General features: G+C 56.1%; 33 protein-coding genes. 23 read left to right on the top strand and 10 right to left on the bottom strand.

Annotated features, from left to right (window positions below):
- The 3 genes from CW742_RS00305 to CW742_RS00295 form a co-directional block, all read right to left on the bottom strand.
- On the bottom strand, nucleotides 1-374 hold a 374-nt coding region (locus CW742_RS00305), incomplete at its 3' end, for an AAA family ATPase (protein WP_292415423.1).
- A gap of 70 nt (nucleotides 375-444) precedes the next feature.
- Nucleotides 445-1023, bottom strand: coding sequence for a hypothetical protein (locus CW742_RS00300; protein ID WP_292415422.1), 579 nt, complete (start codon nucleotides 1021-1023; stop codon nucleotides 445-447).
- Nucleotides 1024-1043: 20 nt separating this feature from the next.
- Complete coding sequence (locus tag CW742_RS00295) at nucleotides 1044-1730, bottom strand: hypothetical protein (protein WP_292415421.1); 687 nt, start codon at nucleotides 1728-1730, stop codon at nucleotides 1044-1046.
- Nucleotides 1731-1992: 262 nt separating this feature from the next.
- Here CW742_RS00295 and CW742_RS00290 point away from each other — a divergent pair, with 262 nt between their 5' ends.
- The 5 genes from CW742_RS00290 (at nucleotide 1993) to CW742_RS00270 (ending at nucleotide 7202) form a co-directional block, all read left to right on the top strand.
- Complete coding sequence (locus CW742_RS00290; protein ID WP_292415420.1) at nucleotides 1993-2340, top strand: roadblock/LC7 domain-containing protein; 348 nt, start codon at nucleotides 1993-1995, stop codon at nucleotides 2338-2340.
- Between the two features lie 48 nt (nucleotides 2341-2388).
- Nucleotides 2389-2799, top strand: a complete 411-nt coding sequence (locus CW742_RS00285) for a roadblock/LC7 domain-containing protein (RefSeq protein ID WP_292415419.1) — start codon at nucleotides 2389-2391, stop codon at nucleotides 2797-2799.
- A 140-nt stretch (nucleotides 2800-2939) separates the two neighbouring features.
- Nucleotides 2940-5249, top strand: coding sequence for a type II/IV secretion system ATPase subunit (locus tag CW742_RS00280; RefSeq protein ID WP_292415418.1), 2310 nt, complete (start codon nucleotides 2940-2942; stop codon nucleotides 5247-5249).
- On the top strand, nucleotides 5242-6165 hold the full coding sequence (locus CW742_RS00275; RefSeq protein ID WP_292415417.1) for a type II secretion system F family protein: 924 nt from the start codon (nucleotides 5242-5244) through the stop codon (nucleotides 6163-6165). Before CW742_RS00280 ends, CW742_RS00275 begins: the two co-directional genes overlap by 8 nt.
- A 2-nt stretch (nucleotides 6166-6167) precedes the next feature.
- The gene (locus tag CW742_RS00270) at nucleotides 6168-7202 is read left to right on the top strand and encodes a type II secretion system F family protein (RefSeq protein WP_292415416.1); all 1035 of its coding nucleotides are present in this window, start codon (nucleotides 6168-6170) and stop codon (nucleotides 7200-7202) included.
- A 66-nt stretch (nucleotides 7203-7268) separates the two neighbouring features.
- Here CW742_RS00270 and yciH read toward each other — a convergent pair whose 3' ends face one another.
- Complete coding sequence (gene yciH, locus CW742_RS00265) at nucleotides 7269-7574, bottom strand: stress response translation initiation inhibitor YciH (RefSeq protein WP_292415415.1); 306 nt, start codon at nucleotides 7572-7574, stop codon at nucleotides 7269-7271.
- Nucleotides 7575-7767: 193 nt separating this feature from the next.
- Between yciH and CW742_RS00260 the strand changes: the two genes are divergently transcribed.
- Nucleotides 7768-9216, top strand: coding sequence for a cobyric acid synthase (locus CW742_RS00260; RefSeq protein ID WP_292415414.1), 1449 nt, complete (start codon nucleotides 7768-7770; stop codon nucleotides 9214-9216).
- A 3-nt stretch (nucleotides 9217-9219) separates the two neighbouring features.
- Here CW742_RS00260 and CW742_RS00255 read toward each other — a convergent pair whose 3' ends face one another.
- The gene (locus CW742_RS00255; RefSeq protein WP_292415413.1) at nucleotides 9220-9486 is read right to left on the bottom strand and encodes a hypothetical protein; all 267 of its coding nucleotides are present in this window, start codon (nucleotides 9484-9486) and stop codon (nucleotides 9220-9222) included.
- A 124-nt stretch (nucleotides 9487-9610) separates the two neighbouring features.
- Here CW742_RS00255 and CW742_RS00250 point away from each other — a divergent pair, with 124 nt between their 5' ends.
- The gene (locus tag CW742_RS00250) at nucleotides 9611-10774 is read left to right on the top strand and encodes an NDP-sugar synthase (RefSeq protein ID WP_292415412.1); all 1164 of its coding nucleotides are present in this window, start codon (nucleotides 9611-9613) and stop codon (nucleotides 10772-10774) included.
- A 171-nt stretch (nucleotides 10775-10945) separates the two neighbouring features.
- Here the strand turns inward: CW742_RS00250 and CW742_RS00245 are convergent, their stop codons facing one another.
- A complete protein-coding gene (locus CW742_RS00245; protein WP_292415411.1) occupies nucleotides 10946-11731 on the bottom strand; it encodes a CBS domain-containing protein in 786 nt (261 codons plus the stop codon).
- Nucleotides 11732-11816: 85 nt separating this feature from the next.
- Nucleotides 11817-12290, bottom strand: coding sequence for an Hsp20/alpha crystallin family protein (locus CW742_RS00240; RefSeq protein WP_292415410.1), 474 nt, complete (start codon nucleotides 12288-12290; stop codon nucleotides 11817-11819).
- 143 nt (nucleotides 12291-12433) lie between these two features.
- On the opposite strand from CW742_RS00240, the gene CW742_RS00235 reads away from it, so the two are divergent.
- Complete coding sequence (locus tag CW742_RS00235; RefSeq protein ID WP_292415409.1) at nucleotides 12434-13126, top strand: hypothetical protein; 693 nt, start codon at nucleotides 12434-12436, stop codon at nucleotides 13124-13126.
- Nucleotides 13127-13386: 260 nt separating this feature from the next.
- Here CW742_RS00235 and CW742_RS00230 read toward each other — a convergent pair whose 3' ends face one another.
- Nucleotides 13387-13962 (bottom strand): HVO_0476 family zinc finger protein, encoded by a 576-nt coding sequence (locus CW742_RS00230; RefSeq protein ID WP_292415408.1) that lies wholly within the window; start codon nucleotides 13960-13962, stop codon nucleotides 13387-13389.
- A 32-nt stretch (nucleotides 13963-13994) separates the two neighbouring features.
- Between CW742_RS00230 and CW742_RS00225 the strand changes: the two genes are divergently transcribed.
- A complete protein-coding gene (locus CW742_RS00225) occupies nucleotides 13995-14423 on the top strand; it encodes a DUF371 domain-containing protein (protein WP_292415407.1) in 429 nt (142 codons plus the stop codon).
- Here the strand turns inward: CW742_RS00225 and xseB are convergent.
- Both xseB and xseA read right to left on the bottom strand, forming a co-directional pair.
- Nucleotides 14407-14592 carry an exodeoxyribonuclease VII small subunit gene (xseB, locus tag CW742_RS00220; RefSeq protein WP_292415406.1) on the bottom strand — a complete coding sequence of 62 codons (186 nt, stop codon included), beginning with the start codon at nucleotides 14590-14592 and terminating at the stop codon, nucleotides 14407-14409. The two genes, CW742_RS00225 and xseB, sit on opposite strands and share 17 nt — an antisense overlap.
- On the bottom strand, nucleotides 14576-15832 hold the full coding sequence (gene xseA, locus CW742_RS00215) for an exodeoxyribonuclease VII large subunit (RefSeq protein WP_292415405.1): 1257 nt from the start codon (nucleotides 15830-15832) through the stop codon (nucleotides 14576-14578). Before xseA ends, xseB begins: the two co-directional genes overlap by 17 nt.
- A gap of 42 nt (nucleotides 15833-15874) precedes the next feature.
- Here xseA and CW742_RS00210 point away from each other — a divergent pair, with 42 nt between their 5' ends.
- The 14 genes from CW742_RS00210 (at nucleotide 15875) to CW742_RS00145 (ending at nucleotide 24392) form a co-directional block, all read left to right on the top strand.
- Nucleotides 15875-16696, top strand: a complete 822-nt coding sequence (locus CW742_RS00210; RefSeq protein WP_292415404.1) for a sugar phosphate isomerase/epimerase — start codon at nucleotides 15875-15877, stop codon at nucleotides 16694-16696.
- Between the two features lie 87 nt (nucleotides 16697-16783).
- The gene (locus tag CW742_RS00205; RefSeq protein ID WP_292415403.1) at nucleotides 16784-18088 is read left to right on the top strand and encodes a hemolysin family protein; all 1305 of its coding nucleotides are present in this window, start codon (nucleotides 16784-16786) and stop codon (nucleotides 18086-18088) included.
- Nucleotides 18085-18693: a phosphoribosylglycinamide formyltransferase gene (gene purN, locus CW742_RS00200; RefSeq protein ID WP_292415402.1), complete on the top strand. Its 609-nt coding sequence runs from the start codon at nucleotides 18085-18087 to the stop codon at nucleotides 18691-18693. Before CW742_RS00205 ends, purN begins: the two co-directional genes overlap by 4 nt.
- A 91-nt stretch (nucleotides 18694-18784) precedes the next feature.
- Nucleotides 18785-19111, top strand: coding sequence for a ribonuclease P protein component 4 (locus tag CW742_RS00195; RefSeq protein ID WP_292415401.1), 327 nt, complete (start codon nucleotides 18785-18787; stop codon nucleotides 19109-19111).
- Complete coding sequence (locus tag CW742_RS15420) at nucleotides 19095-19553, top strand: YhbY family RNA-binding protein (protein ID WP_342764849.1); 459 nt, start codon at nucleotides 19095-19097, stop codon at nucleotides 19551-19553. The genes CW742_RS00195 and CW742_RS15420 overlap by 17 nt, the downstream gene beginning before the upstream one ends.
- A 144-nt stretch (nucleotides 19554-19697) precedes the next feature.
- Entirely contained in the window at nucleotides 19698-20288 is a 591-nt protein-coding gene (locus tag CW742_RS00185) for a 30S ribosomal protein S19e (RefSeq protein WP_292415400.1), read from the top strand.
- A gap of 8 nt (nucleotides 20289-20296) precedes the next feature.
- Entirely contained in the window at nucleotides 20297-20635 is a 339-nt protein-coding gene (locus CW742_RS00180; protein ID WP_292415399.1) for a DNA-binding protein, read from the top strand.
- Entirely contained in the window at nucleotides 20635-21225 is a 591-nt protein-coding gene (locus tag CW742_RS00175) for an alpha hydrolase (RefSeq protein ID WP_292415398.1), read from the top strand. The genes CW742_RS00180 and CW742_RS00175 overlap by 1 nt, the downstream gene beginning before the upstream one ends.
- A gap of 12 nt (nucleotides 21226-21237) precedes the next feature.
- Nucleotides 21238-21390 (top strand): 50S ribosomal protein L39e, encoded by a 153-nt coding sequence (locus tag CW742_RS00170; RefSeq protein WP_292415397.1) that lies wholly within the window; start codon nucleotides 21238-21240, stop codon nucleotides 21388-21390.
- Between the two features lie 3 nt (nucleotides 21391-21393).
- Nucleotides 21394-21660 (top strand): 50S ribosomal protein L31e, encoded by a 267-nt coding sequence (locus tag CW742_RS00165; protein WP_292415396.1) that lies wholly within the window; start codon nucleotides 21394-21396, stop codon nucleotides 21658-21660.
- Nucleotide 21661: 1 nt separating this feature from the next.
- Entirely contained in the window at nucleotides 21662-22324 is a 663-nt protein-coding gene (locus CW742_RS00160; RefSeq protein ID WP_292415395.1) for a translation initiation factor IF-6, read from the top strand.
- A 6-nt stretch (nucleotides 22325-22330) separates the two neighbouring features.
- Nucleotides 22331-22522, top strand: a complete 192-nt coding sequence (gene rpl18a, locus CW742_RS00155) for a 50S ribosomal protein L18Ae (protein WP_292415394.1) — start codon at nucleotides 22331-22333, stop codon at nucleotides 22520-22522.
- A 165-nt stretch (nucleotides 22523-22687) separates the two neighbouring features.
- On the top strand, nucleotides 22688-23503 hold the full coding sequence (locus CW742_RS00150) for a hypothetical protein (protein ID WP_292415393.1): 816 nt from the start codon (nucleotides 22688-22690) through the stop codon (nucleotides 23501-23503).
- Nucleotides 23504-23645: 142 nt separating this feature from the next.
- Complete coding sequence (locus tag CW742_RS00145) at nucleotides 23646-24392, top strand: hypothetical protein (RefSeq protein ID WP_292415392.1); 747 nt, start codon at nucleotides 23646-23648, stop codon at nucleotides 24390-24392.
- Nucleotides 24393-24832: the final 440 nt, after the last annotated feature.

Raw genomic sequence — 24832 nt, 5'->3', positions numbered from 1 at the left:
TCCCTGCTGATGCCGGCCGGGGCGTCGATCAAGAGGAACTCGAACTTTTTTACCAGTTCGCCCATGACGTCCCGGATCTTCTCCGGGTCTGCCTGCTGGAATCCCTGGAGGGAGATGCCGCTTGGAATGACCTTTAAGCCGGCGGGGCCGCTGTAGGTTGCATCACTGACCTCCGCGGTGCCGGCAAGGACCTCGTGGAGGGTTACCGGAACGTCCTGCATGCCAAGGATGAGCCCGACATTCGCCATTCCGATGTCGGCGTCCATAAGACAGGTCTCTTTCCCGAGCTGGGCGAGCATGGTGCCGAGGTTGACGGAGACGGTGGTCTTTCCTGTCCCACCTTTGCCGGAAGCGATTGTATAGACCTTTACCATAAGGGACCTGACGACACTGGAAAAAACCGGTAATCTGGGTAACGCTTACCGGATTCCGCTTATATTCGTGTTATATCCACCGGTTTAAAATCTCTTGGGTGTCGCTCTCGATCCTGCGGATCATGTCGCCTGTCATTCTCTTCTCCGAACGGATGATGCCGGTCAAACCGATGCCCTGGTGGGTGATGGTAAAGATCGTGAGCCCTGCCGATTCCTGCAGCCCCTCGTGCTGCGGGCTCCCGCCATACCGGGCAGCGTCTTCCATTGCCGAGGGACTCCCGCTCGTGGAGAAGACGAGGCCATCGGCTGTTGCAAGGGTGAACCCGGCAAGGGTGTATTTCTCTGCCAGTGCCCGGGTGCTGTCAGCGATGTCGATCCTGCCATCGACCACGCTGACTGCCGTTGGAACTGATGGTGCGGCTTGTGACCGGAGTTGCCGGGAGACTGGCGGCCGGATGAAGGGTGTCACAGGCCGGGCGGCAGGCTGGTAATCGAGTCTTTTGACCCGTACGGCCTCTGTACTGGTTGCGGGTGTCACACCCGCCCGGGACCAGGACCAGATGAATACAATGGCGGCGATGATCCCAACGATGACGATACCGGCACCGATAAAGACAAGGGCATCCGGTACGGGAACTGCAGGTGTCATGTGTGATCAACTCCGTTGGCTCAGCGTTCGAGCAGGTGGTCAAGGTCGAGATGTTTTACGAGCGTCCTGCACTCGCTCCGTATCCGTGATGTGACAAGATTAAGGTCCATGGAGTCCAGCGCATCGATCTCTCTCTCAAGATCTTCAGGTTCACCATTGGTATCCGCAACAGGTGTCTTCGTTTCGGGTGGTATTGCAGACGGGAAGATTGGGGCCCGGGGAGCATCCTGCATCTGTCCGCCATCCTGTTTTGTCACCGGCACACCGCTCGCGATCAGGATTCGCCTGCCGCGCCGTGGTGATGCGGGTGCAACGGGAGCGTCAGGGCTCACGGGGGGGATGGTCCGCGTCGGAGCGGTACCCCGGGCAGGCGGGCTGTGGCCGGTATCCGGAGATGGTTCGGTCAGGACAATGCATGCAGGGTTGAATTCCAGGGCAAGCCTGACCTGGGTCTCGTCCAGTGTCGAGATGATCACATCCACGGCATCCCGTGCAGACTGCTGCATCTCCCGTATTGCAGCATCGCCGGCCTGCCCGTGGAATCTGGCAAGGATACATGCCCCGTTCTGGAAGACAAAGGAACCGGTTGCCGGCCCGGCAACGATGCCACAGGTACCAGTAAACCGGGTGTCCTCGAATTCGGAGAGGAGGTCCTGCAGGACGATCTTCTTCCGTATTTCCCGGAACGTGCCTCTCGGGAGCTGCATTCAGTAGTGGTACGAGATATCCCGCTATATAGTTTCTTTTTGAGCGTTTGATGGTGTTAGTGGCAGATTGGAGGAAAGAACGAAGATATACTTTATTTTTAATAAAATAAGGACATTTTGATAACGACTTGTTCTTGTTCATGAGTTAACTGGCCTGAAATATGGTGCATTTTACCCATCCCGCCATGCGTTTCAGCGATCGCAAAAGACCAATGTATTAATAGAAAAAGAGCAAGAAAGATCCATTTATATCTGGTGAACCATGCTGAAGCCATTGCTGGAGGAATTTTTAAAGCTTGAGGGCGTATCAGCGGCAGTTGTGGTGGGGCGGGACGGCTTTGTTATCGAGAGTGCAGTCTCGGGAAAGGTGGATATCGAGGCGCTGGGGGCCATGGCTTCAACGGGTCTTGGCACCTCGGAGGCAATGGGGAATACTCTCGGGAAGGGGGAACTCTCCCAGATGCTTGTTGAATGTGACAAGGGGCCAATCCTCCTCTCTCCTCTCTCGCCCGACGAACTCATCGCCCTTGTTGCTGACACTACGGCCAATATCGGCAGGATCCGGTACGAACTGAAGAAGAACAAGGAACGCATTGTTGCAGCGCTCTGATAAATCCACATTTTTATGGAATTTCCTGCAGGAACCGACCGGGAGATCATGAAGAGTCCACGGGATGACGGGGCCGGCCGGGATCTCCGCCTGCCTGATGAAGCACAGCTCCTGAAGATCCGCAGCCAGCCCAGCGTGATTGCCGTATCAGCGTTCTTTGAAGGCTTCCCGGTGCAGTCGGTTGGCGAAGAGGACTTTGAGCACGTTGCAGCACTTGCCGAGGATTTCCTGAGAGCAGGGGCAAAGGTCGCCAGCGAACTGGGAATCGGCACTGTCGACCAGCTGATCCTTGAGACATCGCAGAACAAGTGTATCATCGCCCCGTGCGGGGACCTGTCGCTCTGCGTTCTTACCCGGTCGGATGCACAGCTCGGGCTGATCCGTGTACTGCTCCAGGGTGTCCAGAAGCAATTAAGCGTTCCCGGGAGGCGGGATCATGCATCCTCATATGAAAAGTAGTCCGCCGGACACGCATCTTCCGGCGATCTGCCCCCCCTTTGCAGAGAGTATACATAGAGCCGGGTGCAGAGTATCTTGTACGATGGTGGCGCTGACGGGGCAGCGGAGGGGAATGCAATGGTTGGAGCGGGAGGTCCGGTATGCCTGACAAAGAGAGCGAACCTCTGGATGATGTTGAGGGGCTGGCGAAGAAGATCGGTACCGTGAAAAAGGCGGCCTCTCCCGCAGGAGGGAACGATGGGAAGGCAGGGAAAAGTCCGGCCGGTGCACCGGCCGAATCACCTTCTACCTCCGGTGGAGATTTTTCCCTCCTGATGAAGAAACTCGGAATGGGAGAGAAGAAGGCTGAAGTTCCCGGCCCTGCCGCGTCTCCACTAACGGCACCGCCGGCAGAACTCCGGGACGACCAGCAGGCACCTGCAGTCATAACCCTCGACGACCTGCTGGAAGAAGAGGAGCTGCCCGCCCTGGCAGCACCCGATATCCCTTCTGCCGCTGAACCAGCAGTCGAGATTGCCGACGAGGACCCGCGGAGATCTCCCTGGAAGAAGAAACCGAAGCTGAACGCAACCGCAGATCCCGCCCGGCAGCCTCAAAAAGAGCCGGGAACGGACGCCGAAGAGAAGATCATCTCCGTGGACCAGATCTCCGACCTCTCCGGCCTGATCCTCCCGAAGAGTGCAACATTCGCAGTTGAGGAACTCAAGCTCCACAGCCGCGTCAGCGCTTATGACGGGCAGTCGATCGGCAGCCTTCCGGATGAATTCGACGAGATCTGGAAGAAGGAACTCTCCAAGGTGGGATTCAAGGACCTGGATCTCGGGGATGTTGTTGCTGGTGGGGAGACAAAGGCACCCACGGTTCCAAAGAAGTTCAGCATCGGGAGCCTCTTTGCCGCCATTCGAACCGAGGAAGAGGAATACGATGCCAAAAAACACGGCCCGCTCATTGACCTCGCCTTCACGCCCCGGCCCGGCATCGAGGAGATCGAGATGTACCCGGTCAACGAACCCTATGCGTATGTCCGGATCATCTACGACCATGCCACCCACGAGTACACGTACAATGTCATAGAGCCCGTGCTGGCAGAACAGGAAAAGGACCTGTTAAAGGAAGTCAAGGAACGCCTTTTTGAGACCCTTGACATCAACACCAAGGACATCACCCGCGAGGAGGCCCGGCATAAACTCCGGGAGGCGACAAACGATGTCCTCCAGGACTATGGCATACGGCTCACCCCGGTGCAGAAAGAGAAATTGCACTACAATATGCACAAGGACTTCCTCGGTGACGGCCTCATCGACCCTGTCATGCATGACAAGTACATCGAGGATATCTCCTGCGATGGCGTCCATACTCCCATCTTCGCGTTCCACTCCAGTTATGAATCGATGAAGACCACACTTGCGTATCATTCTGCCGAGGAACTGGACTCGTTTGTGACAAAACTCGCGCAGCGGGCAGGGAAGTACATCTCCATTGCAGAACCGATCCTTGACGCCACCATGCAGGACGGTTCGCGTATCCAGATGACCCTCGGGACAGAAGTAACGGCCCATGGATCCACGTTCACCATCCGTAAGTTCAAGGATGAGCCGATCACCCCAACTGACCTGATCGAGTGGCATACCTTTGCCCCGCTCTCGATTGCCTACATCTGGCTTGCCGTGGAGAACGGGAAATCGGCCATCTTTGCAGGCGGGACAGCATCAGGGAAGACAACGGCCTTAAACGCCATCTCGCTCTTCATTCCGCCCATGGCAAAGATCGTCTCGCTCGAAGATACCCGGGAAGTGAAACTCCCGCACCCCAACTGGATCCCGAGTGTGACCCGCGACTCGTTCGATACTGCGGGAAGGGGCGAGATCAACATGTACGAGCTCCTCCGTGCTGCAATGCGGCAGCGGCCCGAGTACATTATCGTGGGCGAAGTCCGTGGCAAAGAATGCCAGACCCTCTTCCAGGCCATGAGCACGGGCCACATCACCTACTCCACCACCCATGCCGACTCGGTGGCGAGTGTTGTACACCGTATCGAGAACCCGCCCATGGACGTGCCGCGGAACATGCTCTCGGCGCTGGATTTCATCTGCGTGCAGGTCCAGGCCCGGGTCGGCGGCAAGCGCATCCGGCGGAACAAGCAGATCGTCGAGATCCTTGACATCGACCCGCGGACAAACGAGCTCATCACCAACGAGGTCTTCAAGTGGCGGTCGGCGACAGACGAGCACACCTACTCCGGCAAGTCCTACCTGCTCGAAGAGATCATGGAAGCAAAGGGATGGGACGAGGGGCGGATGCGGGAAGAGCTCAAGCGGAGGCAGGAAGTCCTCGAGTGGATGCGCATCAAGAAGATCCGCCATTACAAGGATGTGGCTAAGACTCTCATCTCCTACCACCGCGACCCGGAGACCGTTATCGAGAAAGTGAGGAAGGACCTCTATGAATAGTTTCGAGCGGTTCTGCTTCAATCTCCTCGGTAACCGGATGAAGGCGAAGCGGAATGATTACGCCCAGCTGAAAAACGACCTGATCTCGGCCCGGTTCAAGACCCCGTTTGAAGTGTACCTGTCAACTGCTGTTGTCAGTGCTGTCCTTGTCGGGTTCGGCATGGCAGCCGTGATCGGCCTCATCACCTGGCTCCTCCGGCTCCCGAACCTGATCCAGTACAAGGGCGCTGTCCCGGGTTTTGTCATTGTCCTGTCACAGCACAGCCTCGTCATCGGCACAATTGTCATTACGGTCTTCTCGCTCCTGGTTTTTGGCGGGCTCACGTTTGCGGCATTCCTGATGTACCCCGGCATCGAAGCGGGCAACCGGCAGCGCAAGATCGATGCGAGTCTCCCCTATGCGATCAATTACGTGACATCGATGTCGACAGCCGGCATCACCCCGGCTGAAGTCTTCCGGCTTCTTGGCGACAGCCCGATCTATGGCGAGAGCTCGGTCGAGGCCCGGTATATTGCAAGGGAGATCGATATCTTCGGGAGGGACTTGATCGATGCCCTGCGGCTCGTCTCGGCAAGCACGCCCAGCAAACGCATGAAGGAGTTCTTGCAGGGTGCAATGGCGAGCATATCGAGCGGAGGGAACCTGACGGATTATTTCCGGAACAAGGCCGACCAGTACGCCCTTGAGAACCGGCAGACCCAGAAGCAGTTCCTGGATTTTTTAGCCCTGATCGCGGAATCGTATGTAACGGCGATGGTGGCAGGGACGCTCTTTTTGATCATCCTCCAGTCCATCATGTCTGTGCTCTCGGGTGACAACAATCCGATGTTCCTGTATGCCATTGTCTACATCATGATACCGTTTGGCAGCCTGGCGTTTGTCGTCATGATCAGCACAATGACCCCGGAGACATGACCATGAATATCAGGGATATGTTCGACAAGATGCCCGGCAGGGCAAAAGACCGCCCGGCGCCGGGAAGCGCAGACCTGAATTCTACTGAAGAGGAACAGCTCAGCCAAATCACGAGCCGTCTTGACAAGGAGCGGCAGAGCCGGGTCGGGGTAGGGAAATTCCTCAAGTACCCCCTCCAGGTACTGACAGAGCGACCGGAGAATATCCTGATTGTCTGTATCCCCGTATCGCTCCTCGTTTTCTTCGGGGGTTTCATCTTCATGGTACAGAACTACGGGATGAACGTGCTCTTTACCGCCACCTCGGTTGACGATTTCCTGATGTTTGCGGTCCTGATTGCGATCGTGCCCGTTGCACTCCTCGATTTAAAAGAGCAGATCCGGGTCAAAAACCTGGAAAATGCCCTGCCGAATTTCTTCCGCGACCTTGCCGGGATGAACGATTCCGGTATGACGCTCCCGAATGCCGTCCACCTGGTTGCCGCCGCAGAGTACGGGACCCTCACTCCGCATATCCGGAAACTGGACAATGAGATGTCCTGGGGTGTCGGTTTCGTCGAGGCCCTGTACCGGTTCGGCAAGGGGCTTGGCACCTCGCTTGCCGACCGGAGCGTAGACCTGATCGCAAAGGCAAGCAAGGCAGGCGGGGATGTCAGCGAGGTGCTCCGGGCTGCCGCAAAGGACACGTTCGAGGTCGTAAATCTCCAGCAGGAGCGTGCCAACAACATGATGATCTACGTCATCATCGTGCTCGTCGCTTTTGCCGTCTTCCTCTTTGTCATCGCCATCCTCGTCTCATCGTTCCTCTCAACCATGGCAACAGCCGGGGCAACGGCCGCGGCCTCCGGGGCTTCCGGGTTCGGGGCCAAGATCGACATCTTCGTGTACAAGCGCCTCTTCTCCCATGCGGCGATGATGCAGGGATTTTTCTCAGGTCTTGTTGCCGGCCAGATGGGCGAGGGACGGGTCATCGGGGGGCTGAAGTACTCGGCCATCATGCTCCTGATCGCGTGGGTCACGTTCAGGTTCTTTATCTGATTTTTACCGTAGCAGCGCGAGAGACGGGCTACTTTTTTGGTATGTTGAAAAAAGGAAAAAAGAGAATCAGGAGATATTTTCCATGTTGAAACCCTTGAGGGTGAGGAGTTCCTTGACCCTGTCCCGGTGGTTGCCCTGCAACTCGATGGAGTTGCCCTTCACGGTTCCCCCGCAGGCGAGCTTCCCTTTCAGGAACTTTGACAGGTCTTCGAGATCGATATCAGTCGGATCAAGGCCCTCGACGACGGTCACTTCTTTCCCGTACCGGCGTTTGTTGACTTTGACATTGATCCTCTGCTGTTCTTTTGCTACCTCCTCACAAATACACAATTCCTTAGGTAGACCACACGTCGGGCAAATCCCACCAATCATTAGTCAGTATTTTTACGTCTCTCTTTATTTATTGTTTGGCATTGAATAGGGCAAAAAACGTCCATTATGCTACCCAACATCACGAGTCAGCAAGGATCTGGCGTTTTTTTGGCTGCGGCCCCCCCTCCTGCTGCAAAGCCGCAGGAACGATAAGCACCTGTTATTAGGATCCCTGCATACATTATACGAAAGCATGTCGCTGTTTGTGGTGGGTACAGCGTCCCACGTCGGAAAGAGTGTCACGGTTGCCGCTATCTGCCGCTCGCTTGTACGGCGGGGGATACCGGTTGCACCGTTCAAGTCCCAGAACATGAGCCTGAACTCCTACGTGACCTCACGGGGTGGTGAGATCGGGATGGCCCAGGCCATGCAGGCATTTGCCGCACGGGTGGCACCCCACACCGATATGAACCCTGTCCTCTTAAAGCCCAAAGGGGACTGTATCTCCCAGGTGGTTCTTCATGGCCGGCCGTACAAAGATGTCCCGATCACCGAGTATTACCGCGAGACGCCACAGCTGCTGGAAGAGGCGGTTTCTGCCTATGCCCGGTTGAAAGAGGAATTTGGTGAGGTTATCGTTGAAGGGGCCGGTGGGGCGGCGGAAGTGAACCTCTATGATCGTGACATCGCCAACACGCTCCTTGCCGAGCGGCTCCGCATCCCCCTCATCCTCGTCGCCGATATTGAACGCGGGGGTGTGTTCGCCCAGGTCTATGGGACGATCCAGCTCCTTCCGGATTCGGTCAGGCCACTGGTGAAAGGCGTTATCATTAACAAGTTCCGCGGGGATCCGGCCATATTCGAGCCGGGGATCCGGAAGATCGAGGAACTCTGCGGGGTGCCGGTTCTGGGCGTTGTCCCGTATGTCTCCCTCCCCCTCCCAAGCGAGGACTCGCTCTCGATAGGCGATAAGAAGGCCGCTACGACCGGGGTCAGGATTGCCGTTATCCGCCTGCCACGGATCGCTAATTTCACGGACTTTGAGCTGCTGGAACAGTATTCCTCCGTGGAGTATGTGGATCCGGGGAGATCGCTTGCAGGGTTTGACTGCGTGATCATCCCGGGAACGAAGAATACTATCGAGGACCTTGCGGCGCTGAAAGCCGCTGGGACGGACAGGGAACTGTGCCGGGTTCGCAAACAGGGGATTCCCATCATCGGGATCTGTGGCGGATACCAGATGCTTGGCACGCACCTGGTCGACGCCGGGTTCGAGTCGGCAGTAGGAACCTATGATGGTCTCGGGCTTCTTGACTGCATAACGCACTTCACTTCATATGACAAGAAAACGACGCAGGTGACCCGCTCGGCCAGTCCTGTTCCACCCCTCCTTTCGGCCATGGGAACGGTGACGGGATACGAGATCCACATGGGGGTCACGGCACCCGGCAGTAGCGGGGAGGCTTTCAACGGCGACGGGAGGGTGAGCGATGACGGGCTTGTCTTTGGCACCTACATGCATGGGCTCTTCCAGAACCTGTCTGCGGCAAATGCCCTGCTTTCATACCTGCACGAAAAGAGAGGGATGACGTTTGAGCCGATCCCGGAATTGGCAGGTGACCCGTACGATGCTCTCGCAGACCACTTCGAGCAGCACGTGGATATGGAACGGATTGTGTCGCTCCTTGGTGTTCCTGAATAGATATCAGCTGATGATATTCGTGATGCTGTGGAAACCCTCAGCCTTGCGGTCAGCACATCTCACGGCATCGGCTTTTGCATAGTCCACCCGTTCAGTGACCCGGCATTTCATGCAGTAGGCCAGTGCAGGTGACCTGACAAATTTCCCCCCCACCTGAAATTCCCTGCTGTAGATACAGAACCCGCAGTTCTCCAGCGGTTGCTTCTTTTCGGGAAGGCACTGGACCTTTCCGTTTGTTGCCGGCAACAGCCGGTACTCTTCTTCAGCCATGGATTCACCGTCAGTATTTAGGATCTATTCCCTTCCATGGCATATAAAAATGGAGAACAGGACAGGAAAGCATCAGCCTTAAACCATTCCGGAACGAAACCTGTGTACCATGAAGGTGTGTATCATGTGCGGAGGGGAAGGTACCCGTCTCCGCCCTCTCACATTCGAACGGCCCAAGCCCTGCATTCCCATCGTTAACCGCCCCTCAATCCAGCACCTCGTTGCACATCTGACAAACCTCGGGTTCCGGGAAGTGGTCCTGACTCTCGGGTACATGGGCGAGGCGATCGAAGAGGCGCTGGGGGATGGTTCCCTTTTTGGTGCAGAGATCACCTACGTTCATGAAGAGACAAAGCTCGGAACCGCCGGCAGCGTCAAAAATGCCCAGGAACATCTTGACGGGCAGGACTTCCTCATTGTCGGCGGCGACCATGTTACGGACTTAAACGTTCTCGAGTTTTACCGGGCTCACCAGAAAGAGAAGGCAACCGTAAGCATCGGGCTCATCTCCATCGATGATCCAGGGGAGTACGGTATTGCGGAGATCGATGCCAGTTACGAGATAAAACGGTTCAAGGAGAAGCCGGGGCCGGGAGAGATTTTCAGCAACCTCGCGAGCACCGGGATGTATGTCTGCAGCCCCGAGGTATTCGATTACATTCCTGCGGGTGTCAAGTATGACTTTGCGCGTGACCTCTTTCCCCAACTGATGGAAAAGAACAAGTCCCTCAAGGGGTGGCTGGCACGGGGGAACTGGACCGATGTCGGGAGCCCCCAATCTCTTCGGCACGCAGAGCGCTGGAAGCTCCAGGGAATCGATTTTACTGATATTATCGGGGATCTCTCAATGCACGGGGCACAGGTGCAGGGCCCTGTTCACCTTGGCGGGTCCATCACGCTCGGGAAGAACACCCGGGTCATTGGCCCGGTTGCCATTGGGTCGGGGACGACAATCGGCGATAATGTCCTGATCGGGCCGTACACGACGATCGGCGAGAAGTGCATTATCCGGAACAACGCGAAGGTATTCTCATCATCCCTCTACAACCGGGTTATCATCGGGGCAAACAGCACGGTCTCCGGCAGTATCATGGACAACGACACGCATATCGGGGATCACTGCAGCATCGAAAACGACACCGTGATCGGCCCCCGCGTTGTCCTTCGGAACAAGGTGATCGTCCACTCCAAGACTCGCCTCTGGCCCGAGGTTGTTGTTCCTGAAGGAACCGTAGTAAAAGAGCATGTGCTTAACGAGAAATACGACCTTCGGTGCAACGGGTCGTAATCATCTGAAAACACCTTTTTTCGTTTAGCGTGTTACCGGGACATGCGGGATTCCCTGCCCCGGTCTTTCGGTGAAGTCGAAGCGCTAATCCAATCCCCGTAAGATGAATGAGCATCAGTCATTCATCACTAACGAACAGGACATCAGACCTGTGAGTGAAGAAGAGAGACGTCAGTCTCTCTTCACTATGCGGTGCGTGATTGCAACGAGCGGGTGCCGTGCATAGTCAAGCACCTGCACATCGTCAAGGGTTTTTAAATTCATGGCCCGTGCAGTTCGTTCGAGGCCGAGCTCGATATCGTCCTTGATGTCGATGATATATGAGTCGAGGGCGGTTATCCCGAGTTTCTTTGCGGCAACAGCCCGGTGGTGCCCGTCAACGAGGATTGTCCTGCCCGGGCGCCGCACCACGATGATCGGTTCGGCAAGTCCCTTCCGGATCTCGTAGATCCGGCCTTCCAGTTCGTCCTCGTACACCTTGGACTGGGTGGGCAGGAGGTCCTTGACCGGAAGTGTCCCGCGGTCGAGGCTTGGGTCTACGTTATACAGCTTCTTGAGCGTGGACATGAAATTGAAAACCTTTTCCGGGGAAACGTGCTCGATCTGGGAGCGGATCACATCGGAATTGGAGATGATACCAAGCAGGTTGTTCTTCTCGTCAACAACAGGGAGTTTCTGGATCCCGCTCCGGAAAATGACCCGTGCGGCATCGTTGATATCCATATCCGGATCAGCGACAATAAGGTTCTTGGACATAACCTGCTCAACAGGCGTATCTGCCTGGGTAAACAAGAGGTCACGGGCTGAGATATACCCGATAACCCGGGTGCCATCAACCACCGGAAAACCGTCGTGGTTCGTCTTCTGGATCTTGTCGATGACGTCTTGTGCGGCACCTTTTGAGTCTACGCTGATGACGTCGTAGGTCATGTAGTCCCTGACCTTTTTCTTGTCCATCACTACAGCTTTACAGCGCCCGGCACTTTAACACATCGGTAAAAAAGGGTAATGAATGAGAGGAGAGTGATGTTCCTTTACAGGGTCACTCAATTGTGATCCGTGACTTCTTCGCATCCTGTGTCTTTTTTAAGGTCACCTCAAGAACGCCGTTCCGGAAACTCGCTCGTGAGTCCTTGTCCGTTACATCGGCTGGAAGCGCGATGATCCTGCTCATCGAGCCGGATATGCGCTCCCGCATGGAGAAGCCCTTCTGCTTCTCCTCGCGTTCATCGCTCCGTTCGCAGGAGATCTCAAGTGCCCGCGGGTTAACCAGCTGCAGCGACACTGCTTCCTTGTCAACACCCGGAAGATCGGCTGCAACGATCACATCGTCTTCATGCTCGCGCACGTCCACGCGGAACTCCCCGCGGATTGCCGGGAGCATCCGGTCACTCATCCCTCCTGCCGGGAGGAGCCTGCTTCCCTCTGACATCTGGCGGAACAGGCTGTCGAGCTCCGCCCGCATCTCGTCCATCTCATGCCAGATGGAGTCGATGGGATACCTTCTCCATACCATGGTCATGCCTCCTTTGTCCCCCTGCTTATGGTGAGGGGATAACTCAAAGTAAGTATTTATTATTAATAAATATTTTTATTGTGCCAGCCGGTTCGGAATAGTTTATACTGTGCAGTTGCGATGTAGTAAGGAGGATTAGTTTCATGGGAGAAAAGAAGAAGAAAGAGGCGACCGTGAAGACCTGGAAGAAGGTGCTTTTTGTCGCCGCTGCATTACTTTTTATCGTTATCATGGTGGTCTCCTCCATGGGAATGAACTGGATCTCCGGTCTTGCCCCGATCAGGCCGGGAGATGCGGTGATGGTTGACTATACACTCTATGACTCGACCGGCAGACCGTTCCTGACAACTGACCAGAATGTATACAAGGAACAGGTAGCAAAGGGCGCCTCGCTTCTCTTTGCAAAGCAGCTCACCCTTACGGCCAACCAGTCCTACCGGCAGGCACTTTACCCGATACTGGTGTATTCCCCCATGAACGGCGGGAGTTACCAGGAGTTTGCCCTGTACAACCCCGAGTATGCCGCTATCAGTAATGCAGTTGTCGGCATGAAGACCAATGAGAAGAAGAAGGTCATTTTACCTACGTCCGGCACCATGACAACGCTTCTCTCCCCAGAAGACCTGGCGAATACCCAGATAGATGTGAAGTCTCTCGAGGTTGGCGACTCGCTGCTCCTTGGTGTATCGGAAAACCCTGAGGCAAGTGCAGGAAATACCTCTGCTGTCTCCTATGTACGGCTTGCGCAGGTTGTCCGGGTCTCCGATGCCGGGATTATCGTGGATTTCGGTTACCCGTCAGCTGACGTCACCGTTGTCCAGTTCTCCCACAAGTAAATCTCCCCCTTTTTTTTCTCTAACCGGTACCGGACGTGTTCCAGGTTATCCAATAACACAGGACACCGGTCATTCCTGTTGAATAATGATCTGGAGTGATATTCTCATCTTTGCGTTTCACGCCTGTACCAGAAGGAATTGAAAGATCCTGTAAAATCAAGGCAGAAAGAAGAATAAGGGGGTGGAAAAGAAGTCCCTTTGGGGGGGTACGGTACAATGCAACGCTGTCCACTCAGCGAGGATATCCGCCGCGTTAAAAATCAGACCCGGGTCCCGTACATCCTCTTGATCCGGTGGGCAACGGTCTTCCAGCCCTCTTTTCGCATAAGGGGACCATCGCGGAGCTTGATGTGGGAGACCCTGAACCGCTTTCCTGAAGCAGTGTATACCTCGTTGACAACAAACGGTTGTTCGCCATCGCACTCCATGTACAGGGGGATGGTTTTCCAGCCGTCGTGGATGGAGACCTTGACCACGACATTCTCGATGGCACGGGTCCAGAGCGTGGTGATCTTATTGGCCTTTGCCCGCTTCACCCGCTTCTCGCCACACTCGATTGCCGTCACTTCGACGCCAAACGCATCGTCCCCGCATTCGGCAACAAGATGGTCTTCGACATTACATTCATCGTCTTCCGCAAGCTCGATCCCGCAGTTCTTCGAGGTGCCTTCACGGGACACAATCGCCTTTACCAGCAGGACCTGCGGCTCTTTCTCCTTGGGAATCCGCTGGTGGTTACCGCAGGCCGTGCACCGCACGAGCAGGTCGCGGGACTCTGATACGACCTCGTGCTCGGTCTCGTCCTTGCATTCGGGGCATTGAGCGGTGATAAACATTGAATATCAATGGCAGCCCTCACATGATAAAGATGAAGGCGCAGGAATACGTACGGTGCCGGGGACACCCGCTCGTCCTCGGGACTCACCCGACAACGTTCGAAATCACTGTGGAGGACCACCTGACAGAAAACGGCAACTGTATCATCGGGGTGGCAGCAGACAAGGGGTGCGCCGGCCTATCCCCTGAGTTTCGGCAGGCGCTTGCCAGTGATGACACAATCCTTCATACGCGGCTTGAGTGCGATGGCGTTGTCGCGGAGATCGTCTCGCGCGGGTCGGCAAAGATGACACTCGACCATCCCACAGATATGGTCTGGAGAAAGAGCATGTTTGTCTGCGGGAGGACGATTGGCATCCTCTCCGATCGGGTTGCGCTCACGCTGCCCCGGGAACTCGTAAAAAACTTTGCAGCGGGAAAAGAGATGGTTGTTACCCTGACGGTCACGCATCACGGCTAAGGGTCGTGATCTTCACCTCGGCCTCGGCAAGCATCGTCTCGCACTGCTTGACGAGAGCCGCACCCTGCTCGTAGAGTTTCATGCTCTCGTCAAGGCTCGTGTTCCCATCCTCTATCTTCTCGATGATCTTCTTCAGCTGCTCGATCTTCTTCTCATATGTTTCCGTCATGGTTGACACGCTCCACGATCACCTGGCTGCTGCCGTCATAAAACCGGAGCCGGAGCCGGTCCTTCTCTGCAAGCCTGCCGGTGCTCTTGACAATTGTTCCGTCTTTCTCTGCAACACAATACCCGCGGGCGAGTACGGCAACCGGGTTGTGGCTTTCCAGTGCCGTCCTCATCCCCGCCAGGACAAGATGGTCCCGTTCGAGCCTGGTGGATACTGCCCTCTCCAGTCGTTCCGCAAGGTCTGCCGTAAACTGTTGTCGTTCCCCGATCTTCTGTGCCAACCTTCGGGGCCGGAGCCTGTCGCGGAGGCCGGATATCTCTTCCTTTGCCCATGCCAGCCTTCCGAGAAGAGCCGACCCCATCAGGTCACGCAACTCAAAAAGCTGCAACCGTAAGGCGTTCCGATCCGGGACAACCAGTTCGGCGGCTGCCGAAGGGGTTGGCGCCCGGAGATCCGCGGCCAGATCTGCGAGCGTGACATCCACCTCGTGGCCGGTAGCGCTGACCACCGGGACCGGGCAGGAGGCGATGGCCTTCACGACATCCGGATGATTGAAGGGGAAGAGATCCTCAAAGCTGCCCCCGCCCCGCGCAACAATCACCACATCCGCGAGCCCGGAGAGCCGACGGATTGCTGCAGCAATCTCCCCGTGTGCCTCCTCCCCCTGTACGGCTGTCGGGGAGATGAGGATTTCGACCGGGTAACGCCGTGTGATGACATTGCGGATGTCATGGATCACGGCTCCGGTCTCGGAAGTGACCACGCCGACCCGTGACGGGAAGGGCGGGAGTTCCCGCTTGCGTTCTGTGGAGAAGAGTCCCTCTGCCGCGAGCTCCTTTTTCCACTTCTCAAGAAGCAGGTACTTCTCCCCGAGCCCGGCCTTCTCCATGGACCGCACCCGGAGCTGGTACGTGCCATGCGGAGCATACAGGGTGACCGATCCCGTTACAACAACCTCCATACCCTCTTCCGGCCGGAATACGAGCCGTTCCGCATCCGAGCGCCACATGACGCACTTGATGACGGCCGCCGTGCTGCCACCGCCCTTCTCCGAGAGGGAGAAGTACCGGTGCCCGCTGCCGTGGTGCTTGTAGTTGGTCACCTCGCCCCGGACCCGGACATCCTGGAGCCGGGGGTCATCGAGCAGCCCGCTGATGATGGCCGATAGCTCGGAAACGAGTAATGGTGCCGCCGGAACCGCCTTCTTCTCCGGCTCATCAGGGGTGCTGAACCAGTCCATCAACAACTATTAGGGCAAAACCGCATATCAAATAGTAGTGTTATGGTCCCGCTCGCCGTATCCAGCATGTTCTTCCACGAATACACAACTGCGGAGATCTTCTTGTACGTGTCGCGGGCCGGTCTCGATGGAATCGAGTACTGGATCGAGACCCCGCATTTCTGGCTCCGGGATCTTCCCGTTCATGAAGTCGTAACGGAACACAAGAAGCACCTGGAGATTGCGACTCTCACCGTCCACGCCCCGATTCTGGATCTTAACCCGTGCTCAATCAATCCTGATGTCGCGGATGTTTCCCTCGCATATGCGGCACGGTCCATAGAGATGGCCGGACAGATGGGAGCCCGTGTCCTCACTCTTCATCCCGGGCGGCGCACGGCAAAACGTCCTCCCGGTGAAGCGGACTTTGCCCGTTTCTCCAGGTACATAGCGGTAGTCCGCGAGACTGCCCTGAAAGATACCATAAAGGTGAGCATGGAGAACATGGAGCCGAAAGTCAATTCGCTTCTCTGCTCGCCGGAACGAATGCGGAAACTGCTTGATGACGAACCGTGGTTATACTTCACTCTCGACGTTGCCCATGCACTGGCAAAGGATGAGGAGGAACCCCTGCGGTATATCGATCTCTGCGGCGACCGGCTCGCAAATATCCACATCAGCCGGAAAGAAGGAAAGGCGCTCCACCTGCCCCTGGACAGGAGCCCCCTGATGGGGCGTGTCATGAAGGCGCTCCTCGATATCGGGTACGGGGGCCCCCTGACCCTGGAGATCGATGACCTGAACTTCGTGAGTCCCCTGTCTGCGGAGGAGAAGATCGCAATCCTTACCCGTGACCGTGTCTTCATGCAGGAATGCATGGAGTAATCGCTGGTTTTATTAAATTCGCTCCCGAATATACAGGTATATTTCACGCGAAATTGTGTATCGTGTACCCGCACGTTGTGAAAGACAATGATTGAAAACACATTTGAGATCTTCCTTTTTCTTATCTGCATCATCCTCTCCGCATTTTTTTCGAGTTCGGAAGTTGCGCTCATCTCCATGACCCGGGCAAAGGTCCGGACCCTCGACAACGATAACCGTGTCGGGTCGCATGCCCTCATGGCCTTAAAAGAGCGCCCGGAGCACCTCCTGACAACGATCCTTATCGGGAACAACATCGTCAATGTTGCAGCTGCTGCGCTCGCCACTTCCATTGCCATCAAGTTGTTTGGCGATGTCGGGGTGGGGATCGCAACCGGGGTTGTGGTCATCGTCCTCCTCGTCTTTGGTGAGATCAGCCCGAAGATCTATGCAACACGGGCTCCCGATACGTTTGCCCTGACCGTAGCGCCGATCATCCTCTTCCTCTCGAAAATCTTTGCGCCGCTCATCTGGGTTGTCGAGCGGGTGACCCCGAAGCTCGGGCTTGGCAGGGACGCGGCGGAACCGTCTGTCACGGAAGAGGAGATCAAGGAATGGATCGATGTGGGCAAGGAAGAGGGCACCATAGAGCAGAACGAGCAGGAGATGCTCTACTCCGTTCTGGAGTTCGGTGACACCACAGCCCGCGAGATCATGACACCCCGGATCGATGTCATCCTGATGGAGGACACGATCTCGTTCGATGACGCCATCCGGATCTTCAATGAGACGGGTTTCTCCCGGATACCGGTGTACCACGACCAGATTGACAACATCATTGGCATCTTAAACGTCAAGGACGTCTTCGCCGCCATGGTCTCGCGGAGGAAAAATGCCACCATAAACGAGGTGATGTACGATCCCCTCTTCGTTCCTGAAACCAAGAAGATCGATGACCTGTTAAAGGAGCTCCAGGTCCATCGCGTCCAGATGGCGGTGATCATTGACGAGTACAGTAGTTTCGTCGGCATTGTCACGGTCGAGGACATCCTTGAGGAACTTGTCGGGGATATCATGGACGAGTATGACAAGGAAGACCCTGATGTCCAGGAGATTGCCCCGGGTGTCTTTGTCGTTGACGCCCAGATGTGGATCGATGACGCCAACGAACGGATGGCGATCGGTCTTCCCAAAGACGAGTCCTATGAGACGATTGGGGGTCTGCTCATCGACCGCCTCGGCCACCTGCCTCTCCATCCCGGGGAGAAAGCCGAGCTTCCGGAACAGAATATTACGCTCTCGGTGATGCAGATGCACGGCCGCCGGATCGTGAAAGTGAAAGTGCTCGTTCATTCAGCACACGTAAACGGAAAAAAACCGGTTGGAGATGAACCTCCCCTGGAGAAACCATGACGAAACGGATTGCCGTCCTCGCATCCGGCCGTGGATCGAACTTCCAGGCCGTGATCGATGCCATTGCCTCAGGGAAGATACCGGCAACCTGCGTTGCGCTCATAACGGACAACCCGAAAGCCTATGCAATCGAGCGGGCTGGAACGGCAGGGATCCCGGTCAAGGTCGTCGATTATCGCTCGTTTCCCGCGCGGGAAGCGTACGAGCGCGCCCTTCTTGCCGTGATGCAGGAGTGCCGTGCCGATCTCTTCGTCCTCGCAGGATACATGCGCATTGTCGGGCCTGAGATCGTGCGTGCGTTTCCCGGGAAGATGGTGAACATCCACCCGGCCCTGCTTCCCAGTTTCCAGGGCCTTCATGCCCAGCGTCAGGCATGGCTCTATGGTGTGAAGGTCTCGGGCTGTACCGTCCATTTCGTGGATGAGAGCCTGGATGGCGGACCCATCATTCTCCAGCGGATTGTTCCCGTGCTGGATGATGATGATGAGGATTCCCTCGCCGAACGGATCCTTGATCAGGAGCATATTGCCTTCTCCGAAGCGATCCGGCTTTTCTGTGAGGACAAGCTGGAGATTGTGGGACGGAAAGTCAGGATCCGGAAATAAGGCCCGGTTTCTCCCTTTTGCTTTTCCGACCCGGAAGGTTATTACCCGGAACACTGAAAGATTACCACAACCGGGAGCCGCACCAGGTACGATGAAGCCAAAATCCAAAAACCCGGCAACAAAGAAGATAGCAAAGGAACGAATCAGCGAGTTGTTCACGCAGGCAAAACAGGCCTTCCCTGAACACCCGGAACGGAGCAACCGGTACGTGGAGCTTGCCCGAAGGATTGCGATGCGCCAGCGGGTCAGGATCGACCGGGAGTTCCGCCGGCAATACTGCCATCACTGCTACGCCTTCCTTGTCCCGGGCAACAACATGCGGGTACGGGTACATGACGGCAATGTTGTTGTCACCTGCGGCTCCTGCAACAAAAAGATGAGATACCGGGTGGTGAGACCTGATGACGGAACCAAGTGACCGATCGATGCAGGACCTTAAGCCGACCGTATGGATCGGCAAGCAGGGCTGCTCAGAGACGATGATAGAGGAGATTGTCGCGCAGCTGAAGAAACGTAAACTGATCAAGGTAAAGTGGCTCCAGAGCGCGGAAGTCAGTCCTGAAGAAATTGCGCTTTTAGCAAAAGCACAGCTCGTTGAAGTGCGGGGCAGGACCCTGGTGCTTGCCGACAAGAAAAAGAGTGCCGTGGCACAACCGCGCTCTGAAACGACACAAAAAAAGGCCCCAATGAAACGGGCACCAAGGAAGACGGCCCGGGCTGAGGGACGGTCCGCGGCGGTCATGTCAAAGAAACGGGAACCGGAACCCAAAAAACCGGAAGCCAAATCTCCGGCAAAGCCTGAACTGGTCCGGAAGCCGCGCCAGACCGGAGCACTCAAACCCCGGAACAAGGCAGAGTAACCGGCCTGGTTCCCCCCCATCTCTCCCGGTCATCCCTGCACCCTCTCTTTTCTCCGTCGGATCCGCCGCCTGTGGAAATATATAAGAACCCTCCTCACCAATAAGTTAAGACTGTTATTTCATTATCAACAGTAGAGGTATTACATGACGACTGTATACGATGTTCCCGCTGACCACATCATCAGGAGGGTCGCCGAGGAGCTCAAGAAGCGGAAGGAGATCGTTCCCCCCGCATGGGCTGCCTTTGCCAAAACGGGCGTCCACAAAGAGATGCCCCCTGAAGACCCCGACTGGTGGTTCACCCGGGCAGCAGCAGTACTGAGACGCGTCTATGTCGACGGCCCCCTGGGCGTTGAACGGATGCGGAGTTTCTACGGTGGCAAGAAGAACCGCGGTTCCCGGCCCAACGCGTTCCGCAAGGGCAGCGGCTCGATCCTCCGTAAGTCCCTCCAGCAGCTCGAGGCAGCCGGCCTTATCCTCCACGACAAGACCGGGCGCCGGGTATCCCCCGAGGGCATGAAGTTCCTGGACAACCTTTCGCAGGAAGTCTTAAAGAACCCGCCCGCGCCGGTACCGAAGCGTGTCAAGCCTGTTGCCGAGGAGCCCAAGAAGGCCGATGCCAAGAAGGGCAAGGCGAAGGGCGAGAAGGCAGCAGCTGCTGACGGTGCCGAAGGCGGCAAGGCCGAGAAGAAACCTGCCAAGAAGAAGGCAGATAAAGCAGAAGCACCCCAGTGAGGTGTATTATGGGAGACGACGAGCTGGCAGAACTCCGCAGGCGCAGGATGGCACAGATGCAGCAGCAGGCTGGCGACCAGCAGGCAATGCAGGAAGAGCTCGAGCGGCAGCAGAAGATGAAATCCCAGATCCAGATGATACTCATGCAGGTCCTCGAGCCCGATGCCCGGGAACGGCTGAGTACCATCAAGCTGACCAAACCCGAGTTTGCCGGGGCAGTCGAACAGCAGCTGGTGATGCCTGCCCAGAGCGGGCGTCTCCAGAAGAAGATCACCGATGCACAGCTCAAGGAGCTGCTCCGGCAGCTCGCGCCAAAGAAACGGGATTACTCCATTACCAGAAGATAATGAAAATCGGAGTGCTGTACAGCGGCGGAAAGGACAGTTCCCTTGCAGCGATCCTGCTGGGTACGTATTACGAGGTCGAACTCAACACGTTCGTGTTCGACCCGCTCCGCCAGATCCCGACTGTGGAGGCTGCGGCAGGTGCACTGGGCTACCCCCTGAAAAAGCGGGTATTCAGAGAAGGAATGATTGAAGAAATGGCCGACCTGGTGATAACAAAGGGGTATCCGAACGATGCCATCAATGCTATCCACCGGGCCGCCGTGGAATCGCTCGCAGCGGAGTACGACGTGGTCGGGGACGGCACACGGTTTGATGACCGGGTCCCGATGCTCCCCCGCGATGCGGTCCAGAGCCTGATGAGCAGGACAGGGTGTTCGTACGTGCGACCCCTGCTCGGCATCCCCAGGCGCGAAGTCGACCGGCTGGCGGACCAGCTCCTCGTTGTGAACTACGGGGAGACCGGCACGATCACCAACGGCGATTACGAAGCAGAGATAAGGGACGCGATCCGGGCCCGTGGGCTCGATCCGGCATCCCTCTTCCCGTCCCGCCACGAGCAGTCGCTCGTTGTCGGCAGGAAAAACAATTAAAGGTGAACAACGATGAGCAAGGTAAGCAAAGGCAGGAAAATACGGCTTGCGAAGGCATGCGACCAGAACCGGCGCGTGCCCCAGTGGGTCATGGTCAGGACAAAGAGGTCGGTTGTGAACCACCCAAGAAGGCGCAACTGGCGTAAGAGCACGCTGAAGGTGTAGACAATGGCAGGAAATATGGAAGAGCACGTCTACGTCATCCCCCTCAGGGATGCACGCCGCATGCCCCGCTGGAAGCGCTCGAACGGCGCTATCAAGGACATCCGGAAGTACCTGGCCAAGCACATGAAGAGCGAGGATGTGAAGCTCGACCAGGGTATCAACGAGAAGGTATGGTCACGGGGCAGCTCCAAGCCGCCGTCAAAGATCCGTGTCCGTGCCATGAAGATGGAGGACGGGCAGGTTCAGGCAGAACTTGCACCGGAATCATAAGATGGAAAGGACGATCACGTTTGACGGCGATCCGAACATCGGGGTTTTTGCCCGGGTGCTCGGCGACATTGCCATCATCCCCCCCGAAGCACCGGAGGATTTCAAGGCTGCCATCAAGGCAGCGCTCGGCGTAACACTCGTCGAGACAACCGTCCAGGGGAGTTCGATCATCGGCTCGCTTGTTGCCGGCAACAGCCGGGGCATGGTTGTCTCGGGGCTTGCTACAGAGGAGGAGATAGATATCCTCTCGCAGCACCGCGAGGTCCTGCTCTTAACGGAGTCGATGAACGCGGCGGGGAACGTGATCATGGCAAACGACAGTTTTGCCGCAGTCCACCCGGACATGCCGTCCGACCTGAGGGAAGCCATCGGCGAGTTCCTCGGTGTCGAGACTATTGCACTTGTTCTTGGCGGCGTCAAGACCGTGGGAATGGCAGGAGTCGCGACCAACAAGGGCGTGATCGTGCACCCGCGTGCAACAGACCGGCAGATCGAGCAGCTGGAGAAGATCGCAAATGTCCCGGTAGGTACGGGGTCCATCAACATGGGCAGCGGTCTTGTCGGCACCGGCCTCCTGGTCAATGAGCAGGGGTACATTGCGGGCAATGCCACGAGCGGGTTTGAACTGGGCAGGATTGAAGATGTATTTGGTTTTCTGGAGTGATTCAACATGGCAGATCAGAAGTTTGAAGTGAAAGGCTCGTTCCTGATGGGCGAGGACTGGACGCCCTACACGAAAGTTGTCGAGGCACCCAATGAGAAGCAGGCCGAGGAGCGCACCTTTGCCACGATCGGCAGCAAGCACAAGCTGAAGCGCCGGTACATCAAGGTCGACGGCGTCAAGCCGGCCAAGGCCGAGTAAGAAAAACCTCCCCCTTTTCTCTAATAATCCTGATATGTTCCCCGGATGACGAACGTGTTGGAATCGTGCTCCAGGATCGTGGTTTCCGGCCGTTCCGGCTCACCAGACAGCATATCTTAAAAAAAAACAGAAAGTTTATTGCAGTTCCCTCCCTTTTTACGGGACATGAAGGCAAACGCGAGGATCAGGGCAGGTTTTGTCCTGTTTATGGTTCTTCTGGTTTTTGTTCCTGTGGTAACAGCGCAGGGTGCCCAAAACGTTTACCTGACCGTCCAGACAGATGAGGTTACCCTTGGCCGGATCGTTTCGGTGGTGATGGTACCCGAGATAGGTGAATATTCCGTTGTCATAACCCGGAACATGGAGGCCCGCCCGGCAAAGGCAGGTGACACCATTCTCGATAAGGATATTGTAACGCTCCAGCGTGGGGCGTTTGCCAACATACAACTCGTTGACCGGTCTGACGTGACCATGCTCGGCGGTGGTACGGACGGTCTTGCTGCACGGATCTCCCGGGTTGGTAGAGCGTCCGTGGCCACGCAGACGACCATTGCGGCAACGGTATCCGACAAACCTGTGATAAGGACCTGCATAAAAACCGGGGAAGTCGGGCGTATCACGTACATCCAGGGACATTTTTACATCCACCGGAGTGCACGGATCATACCCGCCTCGGTATCGGAGTCGCTCATGGCCGGTGATATGATTGCTGGCGATGATCCGGACGGAAAAATTATCATCCAGCTGGATTATTCGGATCATCCCGATGCCGGAGGATACACCCTTACCGGAAGAACCCGGTACGCGCTGACCCCCTACTGTCCGGAACCCGTGCGGTCAGAGGGAATGATGGGCGAGGTCGAGGGTGTGATTGATACTGTCACCACTGCGATTGGTGAGCTCTGGACGAATCTCAAGGAGTTTCTGCGGGGAGAATCGTTCCAGGTACAGGAGCCAACGGGTGGAGGTACCCGTGGCTAATAGTATCCTCTTTTCTTAAGCACCGTTTGTCGCAACTACCATTCACGGTGTGGTCCGGCTGCCCTGTTCCGTGCCAGTAATTGCTGGCAGGACACTGACATGACCAGTGTTTTTATCCCCTATCCTGCATGATATCTCCGGTATGAAGGAAGAAACCCGCTGGAAAGTGCTCGTGGCGCTTGGGCTTGTCACCGTAACACTGCTCCTGATGACCATCCACTACCTTGTTTTCCATGACCTGCACCACCTTGGAATCTTCTTTGTCGGCGACCTTGTCTTCATCCCGGTCGAGGTGCTTTGTGTTACCCTGATCATCGACCAGCTGCTGGAGTCGCGCGAGAAGCAGCAGCGCATGGAAAAACTGAACATGGTTATTGGGATATTCTTCTCCCGTGTAGGCACCCCGCTCCTCTCCCGGCTCTCAAAAGCCGATCCCTGCACCACCCCCCTGCAGAAAGAGCTGGAGATCAGTCCAGCTGACTGGACCGCCGATCGCTTCCGCGAGGCCCGGGCATCCCTTGACGGGTGGAACTGCAGAGTGGACCCAGCCGGTGTTGACCGGGAATCGCTGCGCTCATTCCTTAACGGTAACGAGGACTTCCTCCTCCGCATCATCGAGAACCCCACGGTATTCGAGCACGAGACTTTTACCGAACTGATCCTTGCCGTGACCCACCTGACCGAGGAACTGAATGCACGGGAAGATCTCTCAAACCTCCCCCATTCAGACATCGCACACCTTGAGGGAGATATGGAGCGGGTCTATTCCCGGCTCGTGCCCGAGTGGCTGAAGTACATGGAGTACCTGAAGACTCATTACCCGTACCTCTTCAGCCTCGCGATGCGGAAGAACCCGTTTGATGCAAAAGCGAGCGTGGTGGTACGGTAGGGGTACTCCCCATCCTCAAAAAAACGCGGATGAGAAGTCTGATCGCGTTTCGTCACAATGTGGTGGGGGGTATGCGGGGCACTCACCTCCAGCATTAGTACTTCCCCAATTATTCCTCCATGAATTCTGGCAGCATACTCTACCTGCTAACGATTTGAATGAAACGTTCCACCATTCTTACCATCGCAATCGACATCCGGAAAAATTTCCGGAAAAATTTTCAATCACCCTATCATACCATGCTCGAATTTTTTCAAGCAACCCCTGATGGCAATTGCCGGGCAATAACGCCGGAGAACCAAATATTTTGTAGCATGTACATATATTTTGTAGGATAATTATCCGATTGTAGCCTCAATAACTAACACCTCATGATCGCGTTTGAAATTTTTTTCAGTTGAATTTCTTTGAAAAATTTAAAAAAAAACCTGAATTCAGAC

It is taken from the genome of Methanoregula sp. (genome assembly GCF_002835825.1).
Classification (GTDB): domain Archaea; phylum Halobacteriota; class Methanomicrobia; order Methanomicrobiales; family Methanospirillaceae; genus Methanoregula.
The sequence above is the reverse complement of the archived record's forward strand: the minus strand, read 5'-3'. Positions and strand labels throughout refer to the sequence as shown.

What these genes read in the sequence shown, in the direction of transcription:
- CW742_RS00300 (WP_292415422.1), bottom strand. Translation starts at nt 1,023, where the DNA reads ATGACACCTGCAGTTCCCGTACCGGATGCCCTTGTCTTTATCGGTGCC.
- CW742_RS00295 (WP_292415421.1), bottom strand. Translation starts at nt 1,730, where the DNA reads ATGCAGCTCCCGAGAGGCACGTTCCGGGAAATACGGAAGAAGATCGTC.
- CW742_RS00290 (WP_292415420.1), top strand. Translation starts at nt 1,993, where the DNA reads ATGCTGAAGCCATTGCTGGAGGAATTTTTAAAGCTTGAGGGCGTATCA.
- CW742_RS00285 (WP_292415419.1), top strand. Translation starts at nt 2,389, where the DNA reads ATGAAGAGTCCACGGGATGACGGGGCCGGCCGGGATCTCCGCCTGCCT.
- CW742_RS00280 (WP_292415418.1), top strand. Translation starts at nt 2,940, where the DNA reads ATGCCTGACAAAGAGAGCGAACCTCTGGATGATGTTGAGGGGCTGGCG.
- CW742_RS00275 (WP_292415417.1), top strand. Translation starts at nt 5,242, where the DNA reads ATGAATAGTTTCGAGCGGTTCTGCTTCAATCTCCTCGGTAACCGGATG.
- CW742_RS00270 (WP_292415416.1), top strand. Translation starts at nt 6,168, where the DNA reads ATGAATATCAGGGATATGTTCGACAAGATGCCCGGCAGGGCAAAAGAC.
- yciH (WP_292415415.1), bottom strand. Translation starts at nt 7,574, where the DNA reads ATGATTGGTGGGATTTGCCCGACGTGTGGTCTACCTAAGGAATTGTGT.
- CW742_RS00260 (WP_292415414.1), top strand. Translation starts at nt 7,768, where the DNA reads ATGTCGCTGTTTGTGGTGGGTACAGCGTCCCACGTCGGAAAGAGTGTC.
- CW742_RS00255 (WP_292415413.1), bottom strand. Translation starts at nt 9,486, where the DNA reads ATGGCTGAAGAAGAGTACCGGCTGTTGCCGGCAACAAACGGAAAGGTC.
- CW742_RS00250 (WP_292415412.1), top strand. Translation starts at nt 9,611, where the DNA reads ATGTGCGGAGGGGAAGGTACCCGTCTCCGCCCTCTCACATTCGAACGG.
- CW742_RS00245 (WP_292415411.1), bottom strand. Translation starts at nt 11,731, where the DNA reads ATGGACAAGAAAAAGGTCAGGGACTACATGACCTACGACGTCATCAGC.
- CW742_RS00240 (WP_292415410.1), bottom strand. Translation starts at nt 12,290, where the DNA reads ATGGTATGGAGAAGGTATCCCATCGACTCCATCTGGCATGAGATGGAC.
- CW742_RS00235 (WP_292415409.1), top strand. Translation starts at nt 12,434, where the DNA reads ATGGGAGAAAAGAAGAAGAAAGAGGCGACCGTGAAGACCTGGAAGAAG.
- CW742_RS00230 (WP_292415408.1), bottom strand. Translation starts at nt 13,962, where the DNA reads ATGTTTATCACCGCTCAATGCCCCGAATGCAAGGACGAGACCGAGCAC.
- CW742_RS00225 (WP_292415407.1), top strand. Translation starts at nt 13,995, where the DNA reads ATGAAGGCGCAGGAATACGTACGGTGCCGGGGACACCCGCTCGTCCTC.
- xseB (WP_292415406.1), bottom strand. Translation starts at nt 14,592, where the DNA reads ATGACGGAAACATATGAGAAGAAGATCGAGCAGCTGAAGAAGATCATC.
- xseA (WP_292415405.1), bottom strand. Translation starts at nt 15,832, where the DNA reads ATGGACTGGTTCAGCACCCCTGATGAGCCGGAGAAGAAGGCGGTTCCG.
- CW742_RS00210 (WP_292415404.1), top strand. Translation starts at nt 15,875, where the DNA reads ATGGTCCCGCTCGCCGTATCCAGCATGTTCTTCCACGAATACACAACT.
- CW742_RS00205 (WP_292415403.1), top strand. Translation starts at nt 16,784, where the DNA reads ATGATTGAAAACACATTTGAGATCTTCCTTTTTCTTATCTGCATCATC.
- purN (WP_292415402.1), top strand. Translation starts at nt 18,085, where the DNA reads ATGACGAAACGGATTGCCGTCCTCGCATCCGGCCGTGGATCGAACTTC.
- CW742_RS00195 (WP_292415401.1), top strand. Translation starts at nt 18,785, where the DNA reads ATGAAGCCAAAATCCAAAAACCCGGCAACAAAGAAGATAGCAAAGGAA.
- CW742_RS15420 (WP_342764849.1), top strand. Translation starts at nt 19,095, where the DNA reads ATGACGGAACCAAGTGACCGATCGATGCAGGACCTTAAGCCGACCGTA.
- CW742_RS00185 (WP_292415400.1), top strand. Translation starts at nt 19,698, where the DNA reads ATGACGACTGTATACGATGTTCCCGCTGACCACATCATCAGGAGGGTC.
- CW742_RS00180 (WP_292415399.1), top strand. Translation starts at nt 20,297, where the DNA reads ATGGGAGACGACGAGCTGGCAGAACTCCGCAGGCGCAGGATGGCACAG.
- CW742_RS00175 (WP_292415398.1), top strand. Translation starts at nt 20,635, where the DNA reads ATGAAAATCGGAGTGCTGTACAGCGGCGGAAAGGACAGTTCCCTTGCA.
- CW742_RS00170 (WP_292415397.1), top strand. Translation starts at nt 21,238, where the DNA reads ATGAGCAAGGTAAGCAAAGGCAGGAAAATACGGCTTGCGAAGGCATGC.
- CW742_RS00165 (WP_292415396.1), top strand. Translation starts at nt 21,394, where the DNA reads ATGGCAGGAAATATGGAAGAGCACGTCTACGTCATCCCCCTCAGGGAT.
- CW742_RS00160 (WP_292415395.1), top strand. Translation starts at nt 21,662, where the DNA reads ATGGAAAGGACGATCACGTTTGACGGCGATCCGAACATCGGGGTTTTT.
- rpl18a (WP_292415394.1), top strand. Translation starts at nt 22,331, where the DNA reads ATGGCAGATCAGAAGTTTGAAGTGAAAGGCTCGTTCCTGATGGGCGAG.
- CW742_RS00150 (WP_292415393.1), top strand. Translation starts at nt 22,688, where the DNA reads ATGAAGGCAAACGCGAGGATCAGGGCAGGTTTTGTCCTGTTTATGGTT.
- CW742_RS00145 (WP_292415392.1), top strand. Translation starts at nt 23,646, where the DNA reads ATGAAGGAAGAAACCCGCTGGAAAGTGCTCGTGGCGCTTGGGCTTGTC.